20 protein-coding genes and 1 pseudogene are annotated in these 22,478 nt (G+C 59.9%); 1 reads left to right on the forward strand and 20 read right to left on the reverse strand.

Translation table 11 applies throughout. The features are described from left to right. From ftsB to EXR36_09895, 5 genes are all read right to left on the reverse strand, one after another. A partial coding sequence (gene ftsB / locus EXR36_09875; GenBank protein MSQ59926.1) for a cell division protein FtsB occupies positions 1-223 on the reverse strand: 223 nt, incomplete at its 3' end. Further along, positions 220-1,506, reverse strand: a complete 1,287-nt coding sequence (locus tag EXR36_09880; protein ID MSQ59927.1) for a phosphopyruvate hydratase — start codon at positions 1,504-1,506, stop codon at positions 220-222. The genes ftsB and EXR36_09880, both read right to left, overlap by 4 nt. Positions 1,507-1,515: 9 nt before the next feature. Then, entirely contained in the window at positions 1,516-2,364 is an 849-nt protein-coding gene (locus EXR36_09885) for a 3-deoxy-8-phosphooctulonate synthase (protein MSQ59928.1), read from the reverse strand. Beyond that, complete coding sequence (locus EXR36_09890; protein ID MSQ59929.1) at positions 2,361-4,040, reverse strand: CTP synthase; 1,680 nt, start codon at positions 4,038-4,040, stop codon at positions 2,361-2,363. The genes EXR36_09885 and EXR36_09890 overlap by 4 nt, the downstream gene beginning before the upstream one ends. A gap of 107 nt (positions 4,041-4,147) precedes the next feature. Next, positions 4,148-6,529, reverse strand: a complete 2,382-nt coding sequence (locus EXR36_09895; protein ID MSQ59930.1) for a phosphoenolpyruvate synthase — start codon at positions 6,527-6,529, stop codon at positions 4,148-4,150. Between the two features lie 67 nt (positions 6,530-6,596). On the opposite strand from EXR36_09895, the gene EXR36_09900 reads away from it, so the two are divergent. Then, positions 6,597-7,421 (forward strand): kinase/pyrophosphorylase, encoded by an 825-nt coding sequence (locus tag EXR36_09900; protein ID MSQ59931.1) that lies wholly within the window; start codon positions 6,597-6,599, stop codon positions 7,419-7,421. Here EXR36_09900 and EXR36_09905 read toward each other — a convergent pair. The 15 genes and pseudogenes from EXR36_09905 to rpsB all read right to left on the reverse strand — a co-directional run bounded on the left by EXR36_09905 (position 7,360) and on the right by rpsB (position 21,787). Continuing rightward, positions 7,360-8,007: a ribonuclease HII gene (locus EXR36_09905; protein ID MSQ59932.1), complete on the reverse strand. Its 648-nt coding sequence runs from the start codon at positions 8,005-8,007 to the stop codon at positions 7,360-7,362. The genes EXR36_09900 and EXR36_09905 overlap by 62 nt on opposite strands. Further along, entirely contained in the window at positions 7,982-9,181 is a 1,200-nt protein-coding gene (locus EXR36_09910; protein MSQ59933.1) for a lipid-A-disaccharide synthase, read from the reverse strand. The genes EXR36_09905 and EXR36_09910 overlap by 26 nt, the downstream gene beginning before the upstream one ends. A gap of 8 nt (positions 9,182-9,189) precedes the next feature. After that, complete coding sequence (locus EXR36_09915; GenBank protein ID MSQ59934.1) at positions 9,190-9,960, reverse strand: acyl-ACP--UDP-N-acetylglucosamine O-acyltransferase; 771 nt, start codon at positions 9,958-9,960, stop codon at positions 9,190-9,192. 3 nt (positions 9,961-9,963) lie between these two features. Beyond that, positions 9,964-10,407, reverse strand: a complete 444-nt coding sequence (gene fabZ, locus EXR36_09920) for a 3-hydroxyacyl-ACP dehydratase FabZ (GenBank protein MSQ59935.1) — start codon at positions 10,405-10,407, stop codon at positions 9,964-9,966. Positions 10,408-10,446: 39 nt separating this feature from the next. Then, a pseudogene (gene lpxD, locus EXR36_09925) lies at positions 10,447-11,462 on the reverse strand (UDP-3-O-(3-hydroxymyristoyl)glucosamine N-acyltransferase). 2 nt (positions 11,463-11,464) lie between these two features. Further along, a complete protein-coding gene (locus EXR36_09930) occupies positions 11,465-11,962 on the reverse strand; it encodes an OmpH family outer membrane protein (protein MSQ59936.1) in 498 nt (165 codons plus the stop codon). 32 nt (positions 11,963-11,994) lie between these two features. Next, complete coding sequence (gene bamA / locus EXR36_09935) at positions 11,995-14,271, reverse strand: outer membrane protein assembly factor BamA (GenBank protein ID MSQ59937.1); 2,277 nt, start codon at positions 14,269-14,271, stop codon at positions 11,995-11,997. Positions 14,272-14,274: 3 nt separating this feature from the next. Beyond that, on the reverse strand, positions 14,275-15,642 hold the full coding sequence (gene rseP, locus EXR36_09940; protein MSQ59938.1) for an RIP metalloprotease RseP: 1,368 nt from the start codon (positions 15,640-15,642) through the stop codon (positions 14,275-14,277). An 8-nt stretch (positions 15,643-15,650) separates the two neighbouring features. Further along, positions 15,651-16,883 (reverse strand): 1-deoxy-D-xylulose-5-phosphate reductoisomerase, encoded by a 1,233-nt coding sequence (locus EXR36_09945; GenBank protein ID MSQ59939.1) that lies wholly within the window; start codon positions 16,881-16,883, stop codon positions 15,651-15,653. A 182-nt stretch (positions 16,884-17,065) separates the two neighbouring features. Next, a complete protein-coding gene (locus EXR36_09950) occupies positions 17,066-17,905 on the reverse strand; it encodes a phosphatidate cytidylyltransferase (GenBank protein MSQ59940.1) in 840 nt (279 codons plus the stop codon). A gap of 3 nt (positions 17,906-17,908) precedes the next feature. Further along, complete coding sequence (gene uppS / locus EXR36_09955) at positions 17,909-18,691, reverse strand: di-trans,poly-cis-decaprenylcistransferase (protein MSQ59941.1); 783 nt, start codon at positions 18,689-18,691, stop codon at positions 17,909-17,911. 56 nt (positions 18,692-18,747) lie between these two features. Then, positions 18,748-19,305: a ribosome recycling factor gene (locus EXR36_09960; protein ID MSQ59942.1), complete on the reverse strand. Its 558-nt coding sequence runs from the start codon at positions 19,303-19,305 to the stop codon at positions 18,748-18,750. A gap of 18 nt (positions 19,306-19,323) precedes the next feature. Then, positions 19,324-20,043 (reverse strand): UMP kinase, encoded by a 720-nt coding sequence (locus EXR36_09965; GenBank protein MSQ59943.1) that lies wholly within the window; start codon positions 20,041-20,043, stop codon positions 19,324-19,326. A gap of 16 nt (positions 20,044-20,059) precedes the next feature. Beyond that, positions 20,060-20,944: an elongation factor Ts gene (locus EXR36_09970; GenBank protein MSQ59944.1), complete on the reverse strand. Its 885-nt coding sequence runs from the start codon at positions 20,942-20,944 to the stop codon at positions 20,060-20,062. Between the two features lie 99 nt (positions 20,945-21,043). Further along, positions 21,044-21,787: a 30S ribosomal protein S2 gene (rpsB, locus tag EXR36_09975; protein MSQ59945.1), complete on the reverse strand. Its 744-nt coding sequence runs from the start codon at positions 21,785-21,787 to the stop codon at positions 21,044-21,046. Positions 21,788-22,478 lie beyond the last annotated feature (691 nt).

Here is a 22,478-nt window from a genome sequence, read left to right on the forward strand (position 1 = left end):
GTTTGGAGCGCGCACGTTCTTCGATAGCCTCATATCCTTGCTTCAAATCGCGTACCTCGGAGCTCAATGTGGCATTGCGGATACGCAGTTTTTCGTTGGTTCTCTTCTGCGTTTCCACACTCTGGTTGATTTCCCACACTCTCAGCCAGCCACCCTTGCCGAACCATAGCGGAGATTGGATGGCTGCTATGAGAACCAGCAGCAAGAGCGCGAGTAGCTTCACCGGCGAATGTTGTAGAAGGCCGCCATCCCGGAATAGGAAGCGCAATCGCCCAATTCTTCTTCTATGCGCAGAAGTTGGTTGTATTTCGCCGTGCGGTCCGAGCGCGAGAGCGATCCGGTCTTGATCTGCATGGCGTTGGTGGCCACCGCGATGTCGGCGATCACCGTGTCTTCCGTTTCGCCGGAGCGGTGGGAAATGACCGCCGTGTAACGTGCGCGCTTGGCCATTTCCACCGCCGCAAGCGTCTCGGACAATGTCCCGATCTGGTTGATCTTCACCAGGATGGAATTGGCGATGCCCCGGTCGATGCCTTGCTTGAGAATTTTGGTGTTGGTGACGAAAAGATCGTCGCCCACGAGTTGCACGCGCTTTCCCAGTCGTTGCGTGAGCATGGCCCAACCATCCCAGTCGGTTTCGCCCATGCCGTCCTCGATGCTGATGATGGGATATTTCTCCGCGAGATTGGCGAGATAACCCGTGAATTGCTCGGAAGTGAGGGAGGATTTTTCCGATTCCAGCTCGTACTTGCCGTGCTTGTGGAACTCGGAGCTGGCGCAATCGAGTGCGAGTGCTATGTCTTCTCCGGGCTTGAACCCAGCCAGGCCGATGGCCTCCACCAGCAATTGGCAAGCAGCCTCGTTGCTGGACAGATTGGGAGCAAAGCCACCTTCATCGCCCACGGCAGTGGACATTTTCTTGGACTGCAACACCTTCTTCAAGGTGTGGAACACTTCCACACCCCAGCGCAGGGCTTCGCGAAAGCTTGGCGCGCCCACGGGGATGATCATGAACTCCTGAATGTCCAGGCTGTTGTCGGCGTGGGCGCCGCCATTGATCACGTTCATCATGGGCACGGGCATTTCGATGGAACCCGCGCCACCCAGATACCTGTACAAGGGCAAACCGGATTCTTCCGCCGCCGCCTTGGCCACCGCGAGGGATACCGCCAGTGTGGCGTTAGCACCCAGGCGCGATTTGGTCTCGGTGCCATCGAGTTCGATCAAGGTCTTGTCGATGAGCGTTTGCTCTTCCGCATCCAAACCTATGATGGCTTCGCACACTTCGGTGTTGATGTTTTCCACGGCCTTGAGCACGCCCTTGCCCATATAACGGCTCTTGTCCCCATCGCGTAATTCGATGGCTTCTTTTTGCCCGGTGGATGCCCCTGAAGGCACGGCGGCACGGCCCATGGCACCCGATTCGAGCAACACATCGGCTTCCACGGTGGGATTGCCGCGAGAATCCAAAATCTCGCGCGCCACCACGTCGACGATTGAACTCATATCTTTCCTCTAAGCGTTAGCCAACAAACGGTTCTCGGCAAAGCCGCGGCGTTTGACGGCGGCATCCACTTCCACCAGCGTCTCCAACAATTCGCCCATGAGATGCAGGGGCCAAGCATTCGGGCCATCGGATAGGGCCTTGGCGGGATCCGGATGAGTTTCAATGAATATCCCCGCGATGCCCGCCGCCACGGCTGCGCGCGCGAGCGCGGGTACGAACTCGCGCTGGCCGCCGCTTGCATCCCCGCGCCCGCCAGGCAATTGCACCGAGTGGGTCGCATCGAATACCACCGGACACCGCGTTTCGCGCATCACCACGAGGGAGCGCATGTCGGAGACGAGGTTGTTGTAACCGAACGAGAATCCGCGCTCGCACACCATGACATTGTCGGTGCCGCTCGCTTCCTTCGCCTTGGCCACCACGTTTTTCATCTCCCACGGGGAGAGAAACTGGCCCTTCTTGATATTGACCGGTCTGCCAGCCGATGCGGCGGCACGGATGAAATCCGTTTGCCGGCACAGAAACGCCGGCGTTTGCAGCACGTCCACGGCCGCCGCCGCGGAACTAATCTCATCCGTTTCGTGGATGTCCGTTAGCACCGGGACTCCGATGCTTCGCTGTACGTCCGCCAAGATGGCCAAGCCTTTTTCCATCCCCATCCCACGGTAAGACTTACTCGAACTGCGGTTCGCCTTGTCGTAGGAGGACTTGTAGATGAAGGGGATTCGCAGCTTGGCGCACAACTCCTTGAGCGTACCGGCCGTGTCCATGGCCATTTCTCGCGACTCGATGACGCAGGTCCCCGCGATCAGAAAGAACGGCTTATCGAGCCCTGCTTCGAAGTGGCACAGCTTCAAGCCCTTTTCTCCGCGCACGAGCGTTCCAAATCCACGGACACCACCTTGCTCCGCGATCCGTGCGCGAGCGCGGCGCGCACGAATGCGGTGAATAAAGGATGGCCCTTGCGCGGCGTGGAAGTAAATTCCGGATGGAACTGGCAACCGACGAACCAAGGATGATCTGGCAACTCGATCATCTCGCACAACTGCTTGCCTTCTGACGAGCGCCCCGATACCTTCAGTCCCGCCTTCTCCAGCGCCGGCAAATAGATGTTGTTCACCTCGTAGCGATGGCGGTGGCGCTCGGCGATCCGGTCGCTTCCGTAGATCTTGCGCGCGAGTGTATCGGCCCCCAACACGCAGGTCTGGCCGCCCAAGCGCATGGTACCTCCGAGATCGGAAGTAGCATCGCGCCGCTCCACCTTGCCTTCGCGGTCCTGCCATTCCGAGATGAGAGCAACCACCGGGTGCGGTGTATCCAAGTCGAACTCGGTACTGTGGGCACCCTGCAAACCGGCAACATTGCGCGCGAATTCGATCACCGCCAACTGCATCCCGAGGCAAATGCCGAGGTAAGGCACGTTATTCTCGCGCGCGTAGCGGGCCGCTTGTATCTTGCCCTCCACTCCCCGGCGGCCAAAACCGGGCGCCACCAGAATGGCGTCCATGCCCGCCAAACAACCCGCGCCTTCGGCTTCGATGGTCTCGGCGTCGATGTATTGGATATGGATCTTGCTGCGTGTGTGCAACCCAGCGTGGATCAGCGCCTCGGAGAGCGACTTGTAGGATTCCGTGAGTTCCACATACTTGCCCACGAAGGCGATAGTGACTTCGTGCTGGGGATGCTCCAGGGCTTCCACCAGTTTGTTCCAGGCGGATAGATCGGCCGCGCGCGCCAGGATATGAAGCTTGTGGCAGACGATCTCGTCCAGAATCTGGTTGTGCAGCATCGCCGGAATCTTGTAGATGCTGTCTGAATCCACCACCGAAATCACCGCCTCGGGCGCGACGTTGGTGAATAGCGCGATCTTGCGCCGCTCTTCCTCCGGCAACGGGCGGTCGGCGCGGCACAGCATAATATCGGGCTGTATGCCGATCTCGCGCAACTCCTTGACCGAGTGCTGGGTCGGCTTGGTCTTCAATTCACCCGCCGTCGCGATATAGGGCAGCAGCGTTAGATGAATGAAGCACGTGTTGATCTTGCCTTCCTCGATGCCCATCTGGCGAATGGCTTCAAGGAACGGCAGCGATTCGATGTCCCCCACTGTCCCGCCAATCTCCACGATGGCGAGATCGGACCCTTCCGCGCCCTTGCGGATATTGAGCTTGATTTCGTCCGTGATGTGGGGAATGACCTGCACCGTATGGCCCAGATATTCGCCCCGGCGCTCCTTGCGGATGACGTGGTCGTAGATCTGCCCCGTGGTGAAGTTATTCCGGCGACTCATCTTGGCGCTCGTGAAGCGCTCGTAATGGCCGAGGTCCAGATCCGTTTCGGCGCCATCCTCGGTGACAAACACCTCGCCGTGCTGAAACGGGCTCATGGTCCCCGGATCGACGTTGATGTAGGGATCGAGCTTCAGCATCGTGAGCTTGATCCCGCGAGATTCCAGGATCGCCGCTAGAGACGCGGCAGCGATCCCTTTACCCAGGGAGGAGACAACGCCGCCGGTAACGAAAATGTACTTTGTCACGCCCTGAACTTAGTCATGCCCGCGGAAAGGCGAGAGCCCCCATGTTACCAAAAGACAACTGCATAACAAGCGCAATGGTTTCCCGCGCGTTCCATCGTGTACCCAGATCAACGATGCGCCTCTTTCGCCAAGTAGAGCCAAGTCTCCACAACAGTATCCGGATTCATGGAGATGGTGTCGATGCCCTCCTCCACCAGCCACTTGGCGAAATCGGGATGATCCGACGGCCCTTGGCCACAGATGCCGATGTACTTGCCTTTTTTCTTGCAGGCGTCAATGGCCAGATGCAGCATGGCCTTGACGGCAGGGTCGCGTTCGTCGAAGGAACCGGCAACGATACCAGAATCGCGGTCCACGCCCAAGGTCAACTGAGTCATGTCGTTCGAGCCGATGGAATAGCCATCGAAGTACTCCAGAAACGCATCCGCCAACAGGGCGTTGGAAGGGATCTCGCACATCATGATCAAGCGCAGGCCGTTCTCGCCGCGCTTCAAGCCATTTTGTTCGAGCAGCGCCACCACTTGCTTGGCTTCGCTGGTGGTGCGCACGAATGGCACCATGATCTCGACGTTGGTGAGCCCCATCTCGTCGCGCACCTTCTTCATGGCCTGGCATTCCAACTGGAAACATTCCTTGAACCCGGGATCGATGTAGCGCGAAGCACCGCGAAAACCCAGCATGGGATTTTCCTCGTGAGGTTCGTAGCGCTGGCCGCCCAGCAGGCTGGAATACTCGTTGGACTTGAAGTCCGATAGGCGCACGATGACAGGCTTGGGGTAGAAAGCCGCGCCCAGGGTGGCGATGCCCTCCACCAGTTTTTCCAGATAGAAAGTCTTGGGGTCGGAGTAACTCGCCGAGCGCGCTTCCACGTCGCGCTTGAGATCCGGTGGCAAATTAGGATAGGCCAGCACTGCCTGCGGATGAATGCCGATCATGCGAGCGATGATGAATTCCAGGCGCGCCAAGCCCACGCCGGCGTTGGGTAAGCGCTGAAAATCGAAGGCCAGTTCCGGATTGCCCACGTTCATATAAATCTTGACCGGCGCCTTGGGCATGGCGTCCACGGAAAGATCCAGCACTTCCACATCCAGCTTGCCCCGGTAAACATAACCCGTGTCCCCTTCGGCGCAGGAGACTGTCACCTCGTCGTCCTCGCGCAAATTGCGCGTGGCGTCCGCGCAGCCCACCACCGCCGGAATTCCCAATTCGCGCGCGATGATGGCGGCGTGACAAGTGCGCCCGCCCCGGTTGGTGACGATGGCCGAAGCGCGTTTCATCACGGGCTCCCAATCGGGATCTGTCATGTCGGTGACGAGCACGTCGCCCGCGCGCACCCGTGACATCTCGGAGGCATCCGCCACCAATCGCACGGGACCGGTGCCCACGCGGTTACCGATGGCGCGCCCGGTCACCAGAATCTCGCTGCGCTCCTTGATGCGGTAGCGGCGCTGGGTGCCGGCCTTGGTGTGAACCTCCACGGTTTCGGGGCGCGCCTGCAGAATGTACAGCTTGCCATCGATGCCATCGCGCCCCCATTCGATATCCATGTGGCGCCCGTAATGCTTCTCGATGATGACGGCGAATTTCGCCAGCTCGGTGATCTGCGCATCGCTTATCGAAAAGCGCCGCCGCTGTGTCTCATCCACTTCCAGGGTACGCACCGAGCGCCCCGCCGCGCGCGAATCGGCGAATACCATTTTGATGAGCTTGGATCCCAGGGTCCGCCGCAGGATCGCGGGCCGCGCCGCGTTCAATGCGGGTTTGTAGACGTAGAACTCGTCGGGATTGACCGCGCCCTGCACCACGGTCTCGCCCAATCCATAGGATGAGGTGATGAACACCACTTGATCGAAACCCGACTCCGTGTCGAGCGAGAACATCACGCCACTGGCCGCGAGGTCGCTACGCACCATGCGTTGCACTCCCGCGGACAAGCCCACCTCGGCGTGGGCGAAGCCCTTGTGAACACGGTAGGCTATGGCGCGGTCGTTGTAGAGGGAGGCGAATACATGCTTGATAGCTTCGAGCAGATTATCGATGCCGTGTATGTTGAGGAAAGATTCCTGCTGCCCGGCGAAGGAAGCATCGGGCAAGTCCTCGGCCGTGGCCGATGAGCGCACGGCAAAAGACAGATCGTCGCTCCCGCCATGGGCCAGCGCCGCGTAGGCTTGCCGAATTTCCTGCTCCAGGCGCGCGGGAAAGGGGGCCGCCGTGATCATCTTTCGGATCCTGGCCCCAGCCTCCGCCAGCGCCTTGACGTCGTCGACGTCGATGGCGGTCACGATCTTGTCTATGGTCCGCGCCATGGCGTTCGCGGATAGGAACTCATGGTAGGCCCCGGCCGTGGTGGCAAAGCCGCCCGGGACGCGCACGCCCAGATGCTCCAACTGGCTGATCATTTCGCCTAGGGAGGCATTCTTGCCTCCCACCCTGGCGACGTCGGCCATGCGCAATCGATCCAAGGGCAAAACATAGGCTTCGCTGCTCATTTGTTCAATCGTCCATGCAAATTCAAACGTGGTATTTTATGGGCCACTTCAACCGCATCAATCGCCCATGGCATCCAAAAGAAGCGCTTTTTTTATCTCCGACCGCACTGGAATCACCGCGGAAATGCTCGGTCACAGTCTACTCACGCAATTCGACCAAGCTGGCTTCGTCGAACGCACCATGCCTTTCATCGATACAGAAGCGAAAGCGCTCCAAGCCGTTCAGGAGATTAACGCGGCCGGCGTGGCCGACGGCGTGCGCCCAGTGGTCATCAGCACCCTCGTCGATGCCAGCATCATAGCGGTAGTCACCCAAGCCCAAGCCCTGGTGCTGGACTGCTTTCAGATCTTCATCGCGCCCCTCGAGCAAGAACTTGGCATGCGCTCCGCTCACGCCGTGGGCCGCTCCCATAGCGTCACCAACACGGCGAGTTACTACAAACGCATCGACGCGGTGAATTTTGCCCTATCCTACGACGACGGCCAGTCCACCAAGGACCTGATCAACGCCGATGTCGTGCTGGTGGGTGTCTCGCGTTGCGGCAAAACCCCCACGTGCCTCTATCTCGCCTTGCAATACGGCATCAGGGCAGCCAATTATCCGCTAATTCCAGAGGACTTCGGCACCATGAAGTTGCCCTCGGCCCTTCGCCCCCTACGGGAAAAACTCTTCGGCCTCACCATCCTGCCCGAACGCCTTCACCAAGTTCGCACCGAGCGGCGCCCAGGAAGCAAGTACGCGGACCTGCAAAACTGCCAATCGGAAGTGCGCGAAGCCGAAACCCTCATGCGCAGCGAGACCATTCCATACCTGGACACCACCCACCGTTCTATCGAGGAACTGGCCTCGACCATCTTGCATCAAGGGCACCTACAGCGGCACTTGTACTGAGCATGTCCAACACCTCCCGCACCGGAGCGAAGCTGCGGCGGTGATGAACCGTGGCGCCATGCTCCCGTAGCACCGCCATATGCTTCGCCGTGGGATATCCCTTGTGCTGGTCAAAACCATAGGCTGGATACTCCTTGTGCAAGGACAGCATCAGGGCATCGCGAGCGGTCTTGGCTAGGATGGAAGCCGCGCTGATGGCGGGTTCAGTTCGATCCCCCCTGACGATGGTACGAGTGGCGATGCCTAGGGACGGGTCTTGATTTCCATCGACAAGTGCCAGCAAGGGCGTAACGCTCAGCCCCCGCACCGCGCGGCGCATGGCGAGCAACGTCGCTTGCAGGATGTTGTGCTGGTCGATTTCCTCAACGCTTGCGCTTGCCACGCACCACGACAATGCTTGCCCTCGAATGATTTCGCTCAGAACCTCGCGCTGGCGCGCGGATAACTTCTTGGAATCGGCGAGGCCCTCGATGGGACGCTCGGGATCCAGGATCACACACGCCGCGAACACAGGCCCCGCGAGAGGCCCGCGCCCAGCCTCATCGATACCGCAGCAAGGTTCAAGAAACCGGTTCGGCGAGGGCATGCAATCCCCGGGAACCCGGACTCGCGGTCTTTCTCTCCAGGATGGGACTCAGTGCGTCCAGCAAGCGTTGCTGCGTACCCGCGCGCAATGAGCGGTGAATGTCCAGAAAAGCGTCCTCTTGCCTGGCGCGAATATCCTTGTCCGCGATCTGATTCATCATCGCCTGCGCGAGAATCTCGGGCGTGGCATCGTCTTGCAGAATTTCCGGAACGATAAACCGACCCGCCAAGATATTCGGCAGCGCGACGTATGGCAGGGAATAACCGCGCCGCCGGATCATGCGGTAGGTCATGGGCGAGAGCTTATAGGTCACCACCATGGTGCGCTTCAACAACGCGGCTTCGAGCGCCGCCGTGCCAGAGGAAAGCAAGACGCCATCGGCGGCCGTCATCGCCATTTGCGCGTGGCCATACAACAGCGTCACCGGCACCGCCCCGGCTTCGCTTCGGTAGATGGCCTGCTCGAATATAAGGCGGGTCTTGCGGCTCAGCAAGGGCACGAGGAAGTGCGCGTGTTCATGCTGGGCGTGAATCAACTTCGCCGTTTTCACGAACAAATCCGCCATGTAACTCACTTCGCTCTCGCGGCTGCCCGGCAGCAAGGCTACGACCAAGCGATTCGCGCCCAGTTTGAATTGCTCGCGAGCGCTAGCCCGGTTCGGCCGCTCGGGAATGGCATCGGCCAGCGGATGCCCGACAAAGCTGCAGGGGACTTTGGCCCCTTGCAACAACTCAGCCTCGAAAGGCAATAGAGCCAGCACCAAATCGCAGGCGCGCCGTAGTTGCTTGACACGCTTGCCGCGCCATGCCCAGACCTGAGGCGCCACGTACTGAACGGTGGCGATACCGCGCTTCTTGAGTTTTTCCTCCAGCCCCAGGTTGAAATCCGGGGCATCTATCCCGATAAACAGGTTCGGCGGCTCGGACAGCAGGAGATCGGTGAGTTCCCTGCGAATCCTGAGAATCCGCGGTAGGCCGCGCAACACTTCCACATAGCCGCGCACCGCCAGATGCTCGGATTCGTGCAGGACGCGAAATCCTTCCGTGCGCATGCGCGGCCCGCCGATGCCATAACAGTCGATGCCCGGATATTTGCTTTTCAACGCTCGCACGAGGTGAGCACCCAGATAGTCGCCCGATGCTTCTCCCGCCACGACGGCCACGCGCATAGCGATTCTTGGGACTAGCGGCTCAGACTTCGCCGCGACGCGGATATGAATTCGACGAGAATCCGAAGCTCTGGATTTTCTTGCGCCTGTACCTCCAAGGCCTTGGCGGCGTCGGCTAGCGTCAGACCAGAACGGTAGAGGGTCTTGTAGGCGCGGCGAATGGCGGTAATCGCCTTGGGACTGAAGCCGCGCCGGCGCAACCCCTCGGAATTGACGCTACGAGGTTCGGCGCTGCTCCCCGCGGCCATGACGTACGGCGGAATATCGCGCAGCACGAGCGAACTCGCCGCCGTGAAGGCATGGGCGCCAATGCTGCAGAACTGGTGCACCTGCGTGAATCCTCCCAGAATCACCCAATCGCCGATATGCACGTGGCCCGCCAGTTGGGTATTGTTGGCGAAGATGGTGTGGCTACCCACCTGGCAGTCGTGCGCGAGATGCACGTAGGCCATGATCCAATTGTCGTCACCCACGCGAGTCACGCCCGCGTCTTGAATGGTGCCGCGGTTGAAGGTGCAAAACTCGCGGATGACGTTGCCGTCGCCAATCTCCAGGCGCGTGGGCTCATCGCGATATTTCTTATCCTGGGGAGCCTCGCCTAGCGAGACGAATTGCGCGATGCGGTTATTCTTTCCGATGCGCGCGTGGCCCTTGATGACGCAATGGGAGCCGATCACGGTTGCCTCGCCGATCTCCACGTGCTCCTCGATCACCGTGTATGGGCCCACCACCACGCCAGGCGCGAGGCGCGCGCCGGGCGAAATCACTGCGCTCGCGTGAATCATAAGCTAGACGAGTTCTTCGTTACGAATGGTGCATAGCAAGCCGCCTTCGGCGACCACATGCTCGCCAACACGCGCGCTTCCAGAAAACTTGGCGATTCCGCGCAGCATGCGTTGCAAGGAAACCTCCAAGATCAATTGGTCGCCCGGTATCACGGGCCGCTTGAATCTGAAATTGTCGATGCCCGCGAAGTAATAAAACAACTTACCGGTCTTCTTGTCGTCAATGGAGAAGTGCGCGAGCACCGCCGCGGCTTGCGCCATGGCCTCGGCGATCAGCACGCCTGGCATCACGGGGCTCGTGGGGAAGTGGCCCACGAAGAAATGTTCGTTGATGGTCACGTTCTTGAGCGCCCGAATGGACTTGCCCGGTTCGCACTCCAGCACACGGTCCACCAGCAAGAATGGATAGCGGTGAGGTAAGCAATTCAGAATTTCCTTGATATCCATCCGCCTGTTCTCCTGTATGCCTTCCATGCTAGTCAGTTTTCACCGGGCCTGGTCTTCCAGCGCCTTGATGCGCTGCGCGAGCGCGTCGAGATGCTTGACCTGAACGGCATTCTTCAACCAGCGCTCATGGGAGGAAAACGGACACACCGCGGTGTACTGTCCGCGATCCCGAATGGATTTGCTGATCAACGTCCCACCGGATATTCCCACTTCGTCGGCGATTTCCAGATGCCACGAGATCATGGCACCCCGCCGATGCGGCAGCTCTTTCCGATGGTGGTGCTTCCAGCGATTCCCACGCAACCCGCGATCGCCGTGTGAGCGCCAATGCGGCAGTTGTGCCCAATCTGTATTTGGTTGTCGAGCTTGGCGCCCTCCTCGATCACCGTGTCGTCCAAGACTCCCCGGTCAACGGTCGTATTCGCACCGATTTCCACGTCATCGCCGATGAGCACGCGGCCCACCTGGGGAATCTTGTTCCAGCGGCCGCCTTCCGGCGCAAACCCAAACCCATCGGCGCCGATCACCACGCCAGCGTGAAGAATAACACGCTCGCCTAGGATGCAATGGTGGTAAATCACGACATTGGCATGTAGCCGGGCACCAGCGCCGATGTGAACATGTTCTCCAATCACGCATCCGGATTCGATGACGGCGTGCGCGCCGATGTGCGCGCCGCGCCCAATGCTCACCAGCGGCCCCACGCACGCGCTGGGATCCACGTGAGCTTCGGGATGCACGACGGCGCGGGAATCCACCCCAGGGGCATGCACGGGCGGCGGAATGAGAAGCCGTGAAACTTGCGCGAAATAGCCGTAGGGATCGGCTGAAACGATGCGCGTTTGCGCGAACGATTGCGCATCGGCGGCGGGCAAGATCACGACACCGGCGCGCGTGGCGGCCAAGTGCTTACGGTACTTCCCGCGGGCCAGAAACGCCGCTTGGTCAGGTTGGGCATCCGTCAATGTCCCCACCCCGCGAATGGGAACATTTCCATCCCCCCATAACTCGCCCCCCAATTGGGCGACGATTTCCGCGACCCGATAAACCGGCATCGTTACTTGTCGGTGAGTGCCTTGATGACTTTGTCGGTGATGTCGATACGGCCGCTGCGGAACACGGCCTCTTGCAGAATCAAATCGTATTTTTCGGCCTCGGCGATCTGCGCGATCACCTTATTGGCACGCTCTAGCACTTGCGCCAATTCCTCATTCTTTCGCAAATTCAGATCCTCGCGAAATTCCCGCTGTATGCGTTGCAGGTCGCGGTTGATGCGGCCAAGGTCCGCGTCCTTATTGCGGCGCTCGGTCTCGCTCATGGTCACCCCGTCCTTCTCCAGCGAAGCCTGAAGATCCTTTGCCTGTTTCGCGAGCTTCTGCAATTCCAGCTCGCGCGGCGCGAATTCCTTTTCCAGCTTCTTGAGTGCACGCTGGGCGGGCGCGGCCTCCTTGAAGATTCGCTCGGTGCTCACGAATCCGATCTTGATTTCGTTCCCAGCGGCTTGGCCGCAGGTCCAAGCCAGCGCAACCACACACATCAGCACGATCGATTTCATCTAGGTCTATCCTCTATTTCTATCCCCAGGGCCTAGAACAACGTGCCCAAGGAAAACTGGAAGGTTTGTAGTTTATCCCCTGGCTTGTCGTTGAGGGCCCGGCCGAAACTAAACTTAAGGGGCCCCGCCGGCGAATACCATCCCATGGCGATGCCCGTGGAGTACCGGGTTTCGCCCAGGTCGAATGTATCGCCCAGGGTACCCGCGTCAAGGAAAACCGACAAGCGCACGGACTTATCCTTCTGCAAGCCAGGAAAGGGGAAAAGAACTTCCGCGCTGCCGATGATCTGGCGTTTCCCGCCCAGGGCATTGCCCACGCTATCCTTCGGGCCGATGGAGGCTGCGGAGAAGCCTCGCAGTGACCCTACCCCGCCCAGGTAGAAATTCTTGTAGAAGGGCAAGGGCTTGTCGCTGTAGCCATCCGCCAGCCCGATCTGCCCGTTCAGCGCCAAGGTGGTGTTCTTGGTCATGGGAGAAAACCACTGATACTGGTAAGTGGTCCGGTAAAAGCGCAAGTTCGCGCCGGGCATGGCGACTTCCCCATGCAAACGCTGGTAACTTCCGGTGGTGGTGTAGATCACGCTGTCGCGCTTGTCGCGAGACCAGCCGGCGCTGCCGATTAGCGCGGTGGTGGTGTTGCCGAATGTCGCGACAAAATCCTGATATTGCACCGGGCTGGAGTCGAAGATCTCCAAGTTGGTGTGCTCGAAGGAGAGGCCGTAGCTCACCGTATCGGTTTCCGTCACCGGCACACCCACGCGCAGGCCAAATCCATATGTGTTGGTGTTATAGGTCGCCACGGACAAGGAGCTTGCATCCACGTCGCGCCGGTACGCATCGAATCCCAAGCTCACCCCATCGTCCGTATAGTAGGGATTGGTAAAGGACAATGCGTACACCGTGTTCACGCTCCCGCTATTGACCTGAACCGTCAAGTTGTTTCCGGATCCGAACACGTTGTTCTCCGACACCGTTCCGGTCAGCACCACCTTCTCCGTGGAAGAATAGCCCACGCCTAACAAGAGCGATCCCGTGGGGCGCTCCGTCACGGTGACGTTAATATCCACTTGGTCGGGCGCTCCGGGCACCGCCACCGTGTCCACCGCCACCTCGGCGAAATAACCCAGCTTGTCCACCCGCGTCTTGGAGCGGCGCAATTTTTCCGTGGAGTACCAGGCACCTTCCATCTGCCTTAGCTCGCGCCGGATGACCTCGTCACGGGTAGAAACGTTGCCCGCGATGTCGATGCGGCGCACATATACCATGCGGCCCGGATCGACGTAGAGCGTATAGGCCACCTTGCCGTTTTGCTTGTCCAGCTCGGGCACCGGATTGACGTTGGCGAAGGCGTAGCCCGAATTTCCCAAGCGGTCGGACATTAACTTCACCGATTCCGCCAGCCGCTCCCGGGAAAACTCTTCCCCTACCTTGAGTTTCAGATCCTTGCGCAATTCAGCCTCGGAGACAATCAGCTCCCCCGCGAACCGGATCTCCGACGTCGTGTAGCGCTTGCCCTCGGTGATATTCACGGTGATGAAAATGTCCTCCTTGCCGGCGGAGATGGCCACCTGCGTCGAATCTATGGAGAACTCAAGAAACCCCTGGTTGAGATAGAAGGAGCGCAAGCTTTCCAGATCGGCCTCGAGTTTTTGCCGCGAGTATTGGTCGTTCTTGCTGTACCAAGTGAACATCCCCGGGGTTCGCAGCGTGATGATGTCCAGTAACACGGACTCCTTGAACTCCTTGTTGCCGATGATGTTGATCTGGCGGATCTTTGCCACTTCCCCTTCCGTGATGGTGAACGTGATCGCCACCCGGTTGCGCTCCATCGGCGAGAGTTCGGATTTGATTTGCGCGCTGTACTTGCCCCGGCTCAAATATTGTCCCTTGAGGTCTTGCGTGGCTTGCTCCAGCAGATTGCGGTCGAAAATCCGCCCCTCGGATAAGCCGATCTGCTTCATGTTCTCCTTCAACTTGTCATCGCCGAATTCCTTCGCCCCCACGAACTCGATCTGCGCGATGGCGGGGCGTTCCAGCACCGTCACGACCAACACATCGCCGTCGGCCTCGAGGCGCACATCCTTGAAGAATCCGGTCGCGTACAAGGCCCTTATGGCAGCGGCGGCTTTTGCGTCGTCCAGGCGCTCGCCCACTTTGACGGGCAGATAGCTGAAGACGGTTCCGGCTTCCGTGCGCTGAATGCCTTCGACCCGGATATCCTTCACGGTAAAGGGTTCGAAGGCTAGGACTCGGGAAGCAATCAGACTGGCGAGGAGGAGTGCGGCGGTTCTAGTTATTCTTCTTATCATCGGTCAGGAGCCGCCGGCGAGGCGATAGATATCGTTATAAAGCGCGCAAGCCATCAGTACGAACAGCAATGCCATGCCCGCGCGCTGTCCCAGTTCCATGGCGCGCTCGGATAGCGGGCTGCCCTTCAGAATCTCGATGGCGTAGTACAGCAAGTGGCCTCCGTCCAGCAGCGGCACGGGCAAAAGGTTCAAGACACCAAGACTGATACTGATGAGCGCGATGAATGTCAGGTAGGGCAGCCAGCCCATCTGCGCGGACTGGCCGGCATAGTCGGCGATGGTAATGGGCCCGCTCAAGTTCTTGAGGGATACATCGCCCACCACCATCTTGCCCAGCATTTTGAGCGTAATGGCGGAGGTATCCCAGGTCCGCCCCACGGCCTGCGTGAGGGCCTCCCAAGGCCCATGCCTTACCTCCGTCATCAAGGCTTCATAGGCGGCCGGATCGGCCTGGTGCCCGATGCCGATGCGCCCCACCTTCTTGCCGTTTTCCTCGCTCACTTCTGGAATCACCGCGAGCGATAACCGATGGCCCGCGCGGTCGATGCCAAGCACGATTTCCTTGCCGGGGCTGGCGCTGACCATGGCCACCAGATCCCTCCAACTCCCAACGGGGTTACCGTCGATGGCAACAATCTTGTCTCGCGTCTGAACCCCCGCTTGCGCCGCCACCCGGCCTTCGACGACCACGCCCACGATGGCAGGCGACTCGGGCTCGTAGCGTCCCAAACCAGCCTTCTCCAGAAAATCGCCGTCGAGATCCTCCGGCCGCAGCGAGGAAAGGTCCAGATTCCGGAAGTTGATTTCGTTACGCGGATTGTGCGTTTCGATCCGCACCGACTCCCTGGCCACGGCGGTATCGAGCAACAGCCAGCGCATGTCCTGGAACGTCTTGACTTCCCGCTGGCCAATCCGCGTAATGGTTTCACCTCCAGCGAACCCCGCTGCCGCCGCCGGCGTATTCGGCGCGGGAGGCGCGATGATGGGTTTTATCCCCGGCACGCCATGTAAAAACATCACCCAATAAAGCGCGATGGCCAGAAGAAAATTCGCGATGGGCCCCGCGCTCACGATGGCAATGCGCCGCCCTACGCTCTGGGTATTGAAAGCGCGGTGGAGCTCGGAAGGCAACACCGGGCCTTCGCGCTCGTCCAGCATCTTGACGTAACCGCCGAGCGGGAACGCGGCGATGCTCCACTCGGTTTTGTCCTTACCGCGAATCCAGGTGCGCAGCGGGCTGCCGAATCCCAGCGAAAAGCGCAGCACCCTCACGTTGCACCAGCGCGCCACCCAATAGTGCCCCAACTCGTGCACCACGATGAGTACGCCAAGCGCAACGATAAAGGCGGCGATCTTGAATAATAGGGACATGCGTGTGACTAGTTAATGTGAGAGGCGAGGCGCGCCGAAGAGGAGGAGGGGGAGCTTGGATGCAACAACGCGACTTGGCGCCTGGCCTCTCGCCGCGCTTGGGCGTCGGTATCCATGACTTCTTCGAGCGTATTGGGTTCCGGTAAGCGCAGGCGGCCCATCGTCTCCTCGATTATCCTCGGGATTTGCGTGAAACTCACGCGCTCATCTAGAAACGCTTGCACCGCGATTTCGTTGGCGGCATTGAGCACGATGGGCGCATCGCTACTGGCATGCAAGGCGGCGTAGGCCAAGCCCAAACAGGGGAAACGCTCCAAGTCAGGCGGCTCGAACTCCAGTTTGGCCATGGCCAGAACGTCCAGATAGCGCGCCCCGGATTCCACACGCTCCGGATAAGCCAGGGCGTGGGCGATCGGAATTCGCATATCGGGATGACTCAATTGCGCCAGCACGGAGCCATCCAGATACTCCACCATCGAATGGATCACGCTTTGCGGGTGCACGACAACCTCGATCATCCCCGGTGCGGCATCGAATAGCCATTTCGCCTCGATCACCTCGAGGCCCTTGTTCAACATGGTGGCGGAGTCCACCGAAATCTTGCGGCCCATCACCCAGTTCGGGTGGGCGCATGCCTCGCGCGGCGTCACCGACGCGAGTTCGCTCAGACACTTCGTGCGAAACGGCCCCCCGGAGGCGGTCAATATGATGCGCCGCACGCCCAAGGGAGTGGCCCGTCCGCTAAAACTATCCGGCAAGGACTGCAGAATCGCGTTATGTTCGCTGTCGATGGGAAGTAATTGCGCCCCCGAGAGCGCCACTTGGCGCATGAATAAGCGCCCGGCCATCACCAGTGCTTCCTTGTTGGCGAGTAACACTCTCTTGCCGGCGGACACGGCGGCCCAGGTAGATTCCAGCCCAGCCGCACCGACGATGCCTGCCACCACCGTGTCGCAATCTGGCGCGCGGGCGATCTCGGCCAGCGCCTTTGGCCCGGAAAGTACTTCGCACGGGAGTTTCAACTCACGCAAGCGCTCTCGTAACCGATTGGCGCTAGCCTCCTCTGTCATTACAGCGACCCGCGGCGCGTGGCGCTGGCAGATCTCCAGCATGCGATCGACGCTGGTGGCCGCGGCCACCGCCATCACCCGGTAGCGCTCCGGATGAAGATCCACCACCGCCAAGGTGTTGCTCCCGATGGAGCCCGTGGCGCCGAGAAGACATAGGTTACGCGCGGTCATTAGTCTCTTACGGATTCACTGTCGACAGAATTGGAGAAGAAATTGCGAAACGGTGCTTTGGGGGATCAACAAGGGGATCGCCCCTTGTTCCTCCTGGGGGATAAACAAGGGGGTTCTCCCCTTGTTCGTAACATGATTGTTGCCGAAGCGAGTGCATGCGTTTTGGTTCCGGCTATGCCGGCTTAGGGTAAATTAGAAACAGATGAGTGCGAGCGCATAAGCCACAGTACGAAGACCGCAATGGGCATGGCACCCGCCAAGGCATCGATTCTATCGAGTACCCCGCCATGGCCGGGAAGTAGATTACCGCTGTCCTTAACGCCCGCCACGCGCTTCAACCAAGACTCCAGAAGGTCGCCCTCGATGCCAAGCACCAACATCAGGACGCCAAGGCCAAGCATGGGCAAGACGCCGGGGAATGCATCTGGATACATCGTAGCCAACCCGTAGACGTAGAGCAGCACCATCACGGCGGCGCCCGCGACGCCCTCCCAAGTCTTTCCGGGGCTGATGCTGGGTGCGAGCTTTCTGCGGCCAAACATCCGCCCGAAAGCATAGGCCGCCGTATCGGCGACCCAAACCACCGCCATCAACGCCAATAACTTCCAGGGCTCGGCATGAAGTACGAACAAGGCGTGCCACAGCGGAATCAAGGCCACGATGCCGAAGACTCCCAGGTACCACGGGTTGGTGATGCGCCAGCCGGAGCGCAGCCACAAGGGAACCCATAGAACCCAGAAGGCGATGGCCAGCAAGTAGCCCAGCACACCTTGCGCGCAGGCTAAGAGCCCGCCGGGTTGGGTCACCTCCAAGGCGTAAGTGGCCATGCCCGCGGCGGCGAAAATAATCATGTAGGCCCATGAAACAAGAGTGCTCATACCGGCCAGCTTCGACCATTCCCAGGCCGCGATCAGCGACACGAAACCGAGCAATCCGCCCCACACCGTGGCGGGGGCCGCGAACAGCGCCAGGAGAATCACCGGCAATGCCACAGCGACTGTGAGCAGCCGCTGCTTTAGCATGACTTAGCCACCCTGCGTGGCCGCCATGGGCTCGGACTTTTGCGTGGCCAACTGCTCGCTCGTGCGGCCAAACCGGCGTTCACGCTTGCCGTAGGACGCCAGCGCGGCCGCGAATGCCTTCTTGTCGAAATCAGGCCACAAGGTATCGGTGAAGTAAAGTTCCGTGTAGGCTAATTGCCACAAGCAAAAATTGCTGACCCGCTGCTCCCCGCCTGTACGAATGAACAGATCTGGTTCAGGCGCGTAACTCAAGGCCAAATAAGGCGCGAGATCGCTTTCTTCGAAGCTCTCCCGCGCGCCTTGTTCGCGCAACATGCGGTTCATCGCTTGCACGATATCCCAGCGCCCGCCGTAATTGGCCGCGATAGCGAGGGTCATCTTCGTGTTGGAGGCCGTCAATTCTTGCGCGCTTTCGATGGCCGCCACCAGGCGCGCCTCGAAACTCGCCATGTCTCCAATCACTTTCAGACGAATTTTGTTCTTGTGCAATTCGGCGACTTCTTGCTCCAGTGCGCGCAAAAAAAGCTGCATTAGGAAGGACACTTCCTCGGCGGGGCGCCGCCAGTTCTCGCTGCTGAAGGCGAACAGCGTGAGAAACTCCACGCCGCTCTCGGCGCAGCAGCGCACGATGGTTCTCACCGCTTCCAGCCCTTTGCGGTGGCCCGCCACGCGCGGCATCATGCGGCGCTTGGCCCAACGGCCGTTGCCATCCATGATGACCGCGATATGGCGCGGCACGCTCATCACGCCGGGAACCGCCACTTTGGAACTCGCGAATAAATTCATTGAACCCCGGTCTTCACCAACGCCTCCCGTGCCTCGGCGGAACCGCCGGTAAGCAGTTATACCGCCATCAACTCCGCTTCCTTGGTATGCAACAGCTTATCGATCTCGGCGATGTAATGGTCCGTGAGTTTTTGCACGTCGGCCTCGCCGCGCCGCTCATCGTCTTCCGAGATCTTCTTGTCCTTGATGAGATCCTTCAAATGGTGGTTGGCGTCGCGCCGCACATTGCGCACCGCCACCCTCGCATTTTCGGCCTCCCCGCGCACGACCTTGATGAGATCCTTGCGGCGCTCCTCGGTCAGTGCCGGCATGGGCACCCGTACCACCTCGCCGATCGTGGCGGGGTTCAAGCCTAAGTCCGAATCGCGGATGGCCTTCTCGATGGCCGGCGCCATCTTCTTCTCCCAGGCACTGACGGCAATGGTGCGCGCGTCCAGCAAACTCATGTTCGCCACCTGGTTGATGGGGGTCTGGGTGCCGTAGTAATCCACCGTGATATGGTCAAGCAAACCCGTGTGCGCCCGCCCCGTTCGTACCTTGCCCAAATCCACTTTCAGCGCATCGAGCGTCTTCTGCATCTTTTGCTCCGTGGACTTCTTCACTTCGCCAATCATCGTTCTATCTCCTACCGGCTAGCTGTGAACCAGGGTGCCTTCGTCATGCCCCGTCACCAAGCGCTTTAACGCCCCCGTCTTGAAGATACTGAATACGCTGATGGGGAGTTTTTGGTCGCGGCACAGGGTAAACGCCGTGGCATCCATGACCTTGAGATTCTTGGCGATGGCTTCGTCGAACGATAGCTGCCCATAGCGCGTAGCCTTGGGGTTGAGCTTGGGGTCCTCCGTGTAGATGCCATCGACCTTGGTGGCCTTCAACACGATATCGACGTTCATCTCCATGCCGCGTAACGCGGCCGCCGTATCCGTCGTGAAGAAAGGGTTGCCCGTCCCCGCCGCGAAGATCACCACCTTGCCTTCTTCGAGGTAGCGCATGGCCTTGCCCCGGATATAAGGTTCGGCGACTTGCTCCACGTTCAGAGCCGACATCACCCGCGCGCTGATGCCCTGGTGGCGCATCGCGTCTTGCAAGGCCAGGGCATTCATGACCGTGGCCAGCATGCCCATGTAATCGGCGGTGGCCCTATCCATGCCCTTGGCGCCAAGTGCCACGCCCCGGAAAATATTCCCGCCACCGATTACCACCCCCGTCTCCACACCCATGCGCACCACTTCGGCCACCTCGCCCACGATGCGTTCCAGGGTCTCGCGGTTGATGCCGTAGGGGTCATCCCCCATCAGCGCCTCACCGCTAAGTTTAAGCAGAATTCTTTTGTAGGCGGGTTTGCTGTCCATGTGGTGGATGTTACCGCTAGCGCGCTTGCGCTGCCTGGGCGGCCACCTCGGCCGCGAAGTCCGATTGCTTCTTCTCCAAGCCTTCACCCACCACGTAAAGCACGAAGGAAGCGACCGAGGCCGAATTCTTCTTGAGCAAATCCGCGATGGTGAGCTTGTCGTCCTTCACGAAGAGCTGGCCCAGCAACGTGACCTCCTTCAGATATTTCTGCACGCTTCCTTCCACCATCTTTTCCACAATGTTGGCGGGCTTTCCCGACTCCGCCGCCTTGGCGGTGGCGATATCGCGCTCCTTCTGAATCAGCTCGGCGGAAACCTCTTCCTTGGCCAGTGCCACGGGCTTGGCCGCCGCGACATGCATTGCCAAGTCCTTGCGCAGCGTATCGTCCCCGCCTGTCACATCCACCAGTACGCCGATCTTCGAACCGCCATGTACGTATTGAGCGACTTGCCCCTTGGATGCGATGCGCGCAAAGCGGCGGATGTTCATGTTCTCGCCGATCTTGCCCACCAACGCCTTGCGGTGCCCGTCCACGGTCGTTCCCGCCATGGGCAGCGCGGACAATGCTTCCACGCCAGCAGGGTTGTTCTTCGCGATCAGCTCCGCCAATTGCTTGACGAAACCCAGGAAGTCCTCGTTCTTGGCGACGAAATCGGTCTCGCAATTGACCTCGACGATGCTCGCCAGCTTGCCACCGGCGGAGACAAATGTTCCCACGATGCCCTCGGCCGCCAAGCGGCTCGCGGCCTTGCTCGCCTTATTTCCCAAGCGTACGCGCAGTAACTCTTCCGCCTTCGCCATATCGCCTTGTGCCTCCGACAAGGCCTTCTTGCATTCCATCATGGGCGCATCGGTGCGCTCACGCAGTTCCTTGACCATTCCCGCGGTGATTTCCGCCATCTTCCACTCCTATGCTGCCGCGCGCCCACGGGGCGCGGCGGTGAAACTCAAAAAAAGGGGGCCTCGCGAGCCCCCTGTTCTGCTCGGTACTACGCCAGATCAGGCGGCCGCCTTGTCGTCGTCGTCCACTTCGACGAACTCGTCGCTGACGATCTCCTTGACGATGGTATTGCGGCCTTCGAGCACCGCATCGGCGATGCCGCGGCAGTACAGCCGAATGGCCCGGCTGGAGTCATCGTTGCCGGCCACCATATAAGCAATCCCCTCGGGCGAGTTATTGGTGTCGACGATCCCCACGATTGGGATATTCAGCTTGGTGGTCTCGCTCACGGCGATCTTGTGGTAACCCACGTCCACCACGAACACCGCGTCGGGCAAGCCGTTCATGTCCTTGATGCCGCCTAGGCTACGCTCCAGCTTGGCGTATTCACGCTGGGTGCGCAGTTGCTCCTTCTTGGACAAACGCTCGATGGAGCCATCCTGAATCATGGCTTCCATGTCCTTCAGGCGCTTGATGGACTGCTTGACCGTCTTGTAATTGCTCAGCATGCCGCCCAGCCAGCGGTAATCCACGTAAGGGATGCCCGCTCGCAAGGCTTCTTCACGCACGATTTCGCGCGCCTGCCGCTTGGTACCCACCATGAGAATAGTGCCGCGGTTGCTGGAAAGCTGCTTGACGAACTTGATGGCCTCATTGAACTGAGCCAGCGTTTGTTCCAGGTTGATGATATGAATCCGGTTGCGATGCCCGAAAATATAAGGGGCCATCCTGGGATTCCAGTAGCGGGTTTGATGTCCGAAATGGACACCCGCCTCCAACATCTCACGCATAGTGACTGCCATGTGCTACTCCGGTTAAGGTTGGACCTCCACTTGTGCCATTGCTTACCTGGGAAACCCCAAGCACCTTAACATCCGGCCAAGTGTGCGAATTGCGAGCGGGGCGAGATTGCCCTACCCGGGAAAGCGCGGGATTCTAGCAAATCCCCAAGCCCAAGCTCTACTTCTTTATAACCTGCCACTGCCGCCTCGTCTGGTCGAGACACAGGGTAGCGGCCAACGCGACGTTGAGGCTTCCCGCCGTAGCCTGGCGCGGGATCTCTCCTCCTGGGCGTCGCAGCGCTCACGGGCGAGGCGCCGCAGGCCCTTCTTGTCCAGGGAGTCCGCCGGCGCGCAATCCACGCAAGGCGGCAGGCGCCTGGCTTCGAGCAGTACACCCCCGTTTTCGCCCCACGCACCCGCCCACCAGCCTGGGAAGTTGATCTGCGTGCCATCGAGCTAGATCTCCTTCAACACGCGCTTGCCGCGCCCGCGGATCCATTGCACCGGGCCGCCCAAGTCCGGGGGCTGGAAGGATACGACGCGCGGCACGCGCCCTTTGTCACGCCAAGTACAGATGCTACTTTGCAAGACTTGGTACCTCCGCGCCCTTGTTGGAGTCGCTCCTGGTAATACTGAATTCCCCGTTCTTTATCCTTGTACGAATCGGGAAACTGACGCAGTTCTTCCAGAATCCGTTGATAGAGCAAAGCAT

The sequence above is a fragment of the Betaproteobacteria bacterium genome (assembly GCA_009693245.1).
In the GTDB taxonomy this organism is placed as follows: Bacteria; Pseudomonadota; Gammaproteobacteria; order Burkholderiales; family SHXO01; genus SHXO01.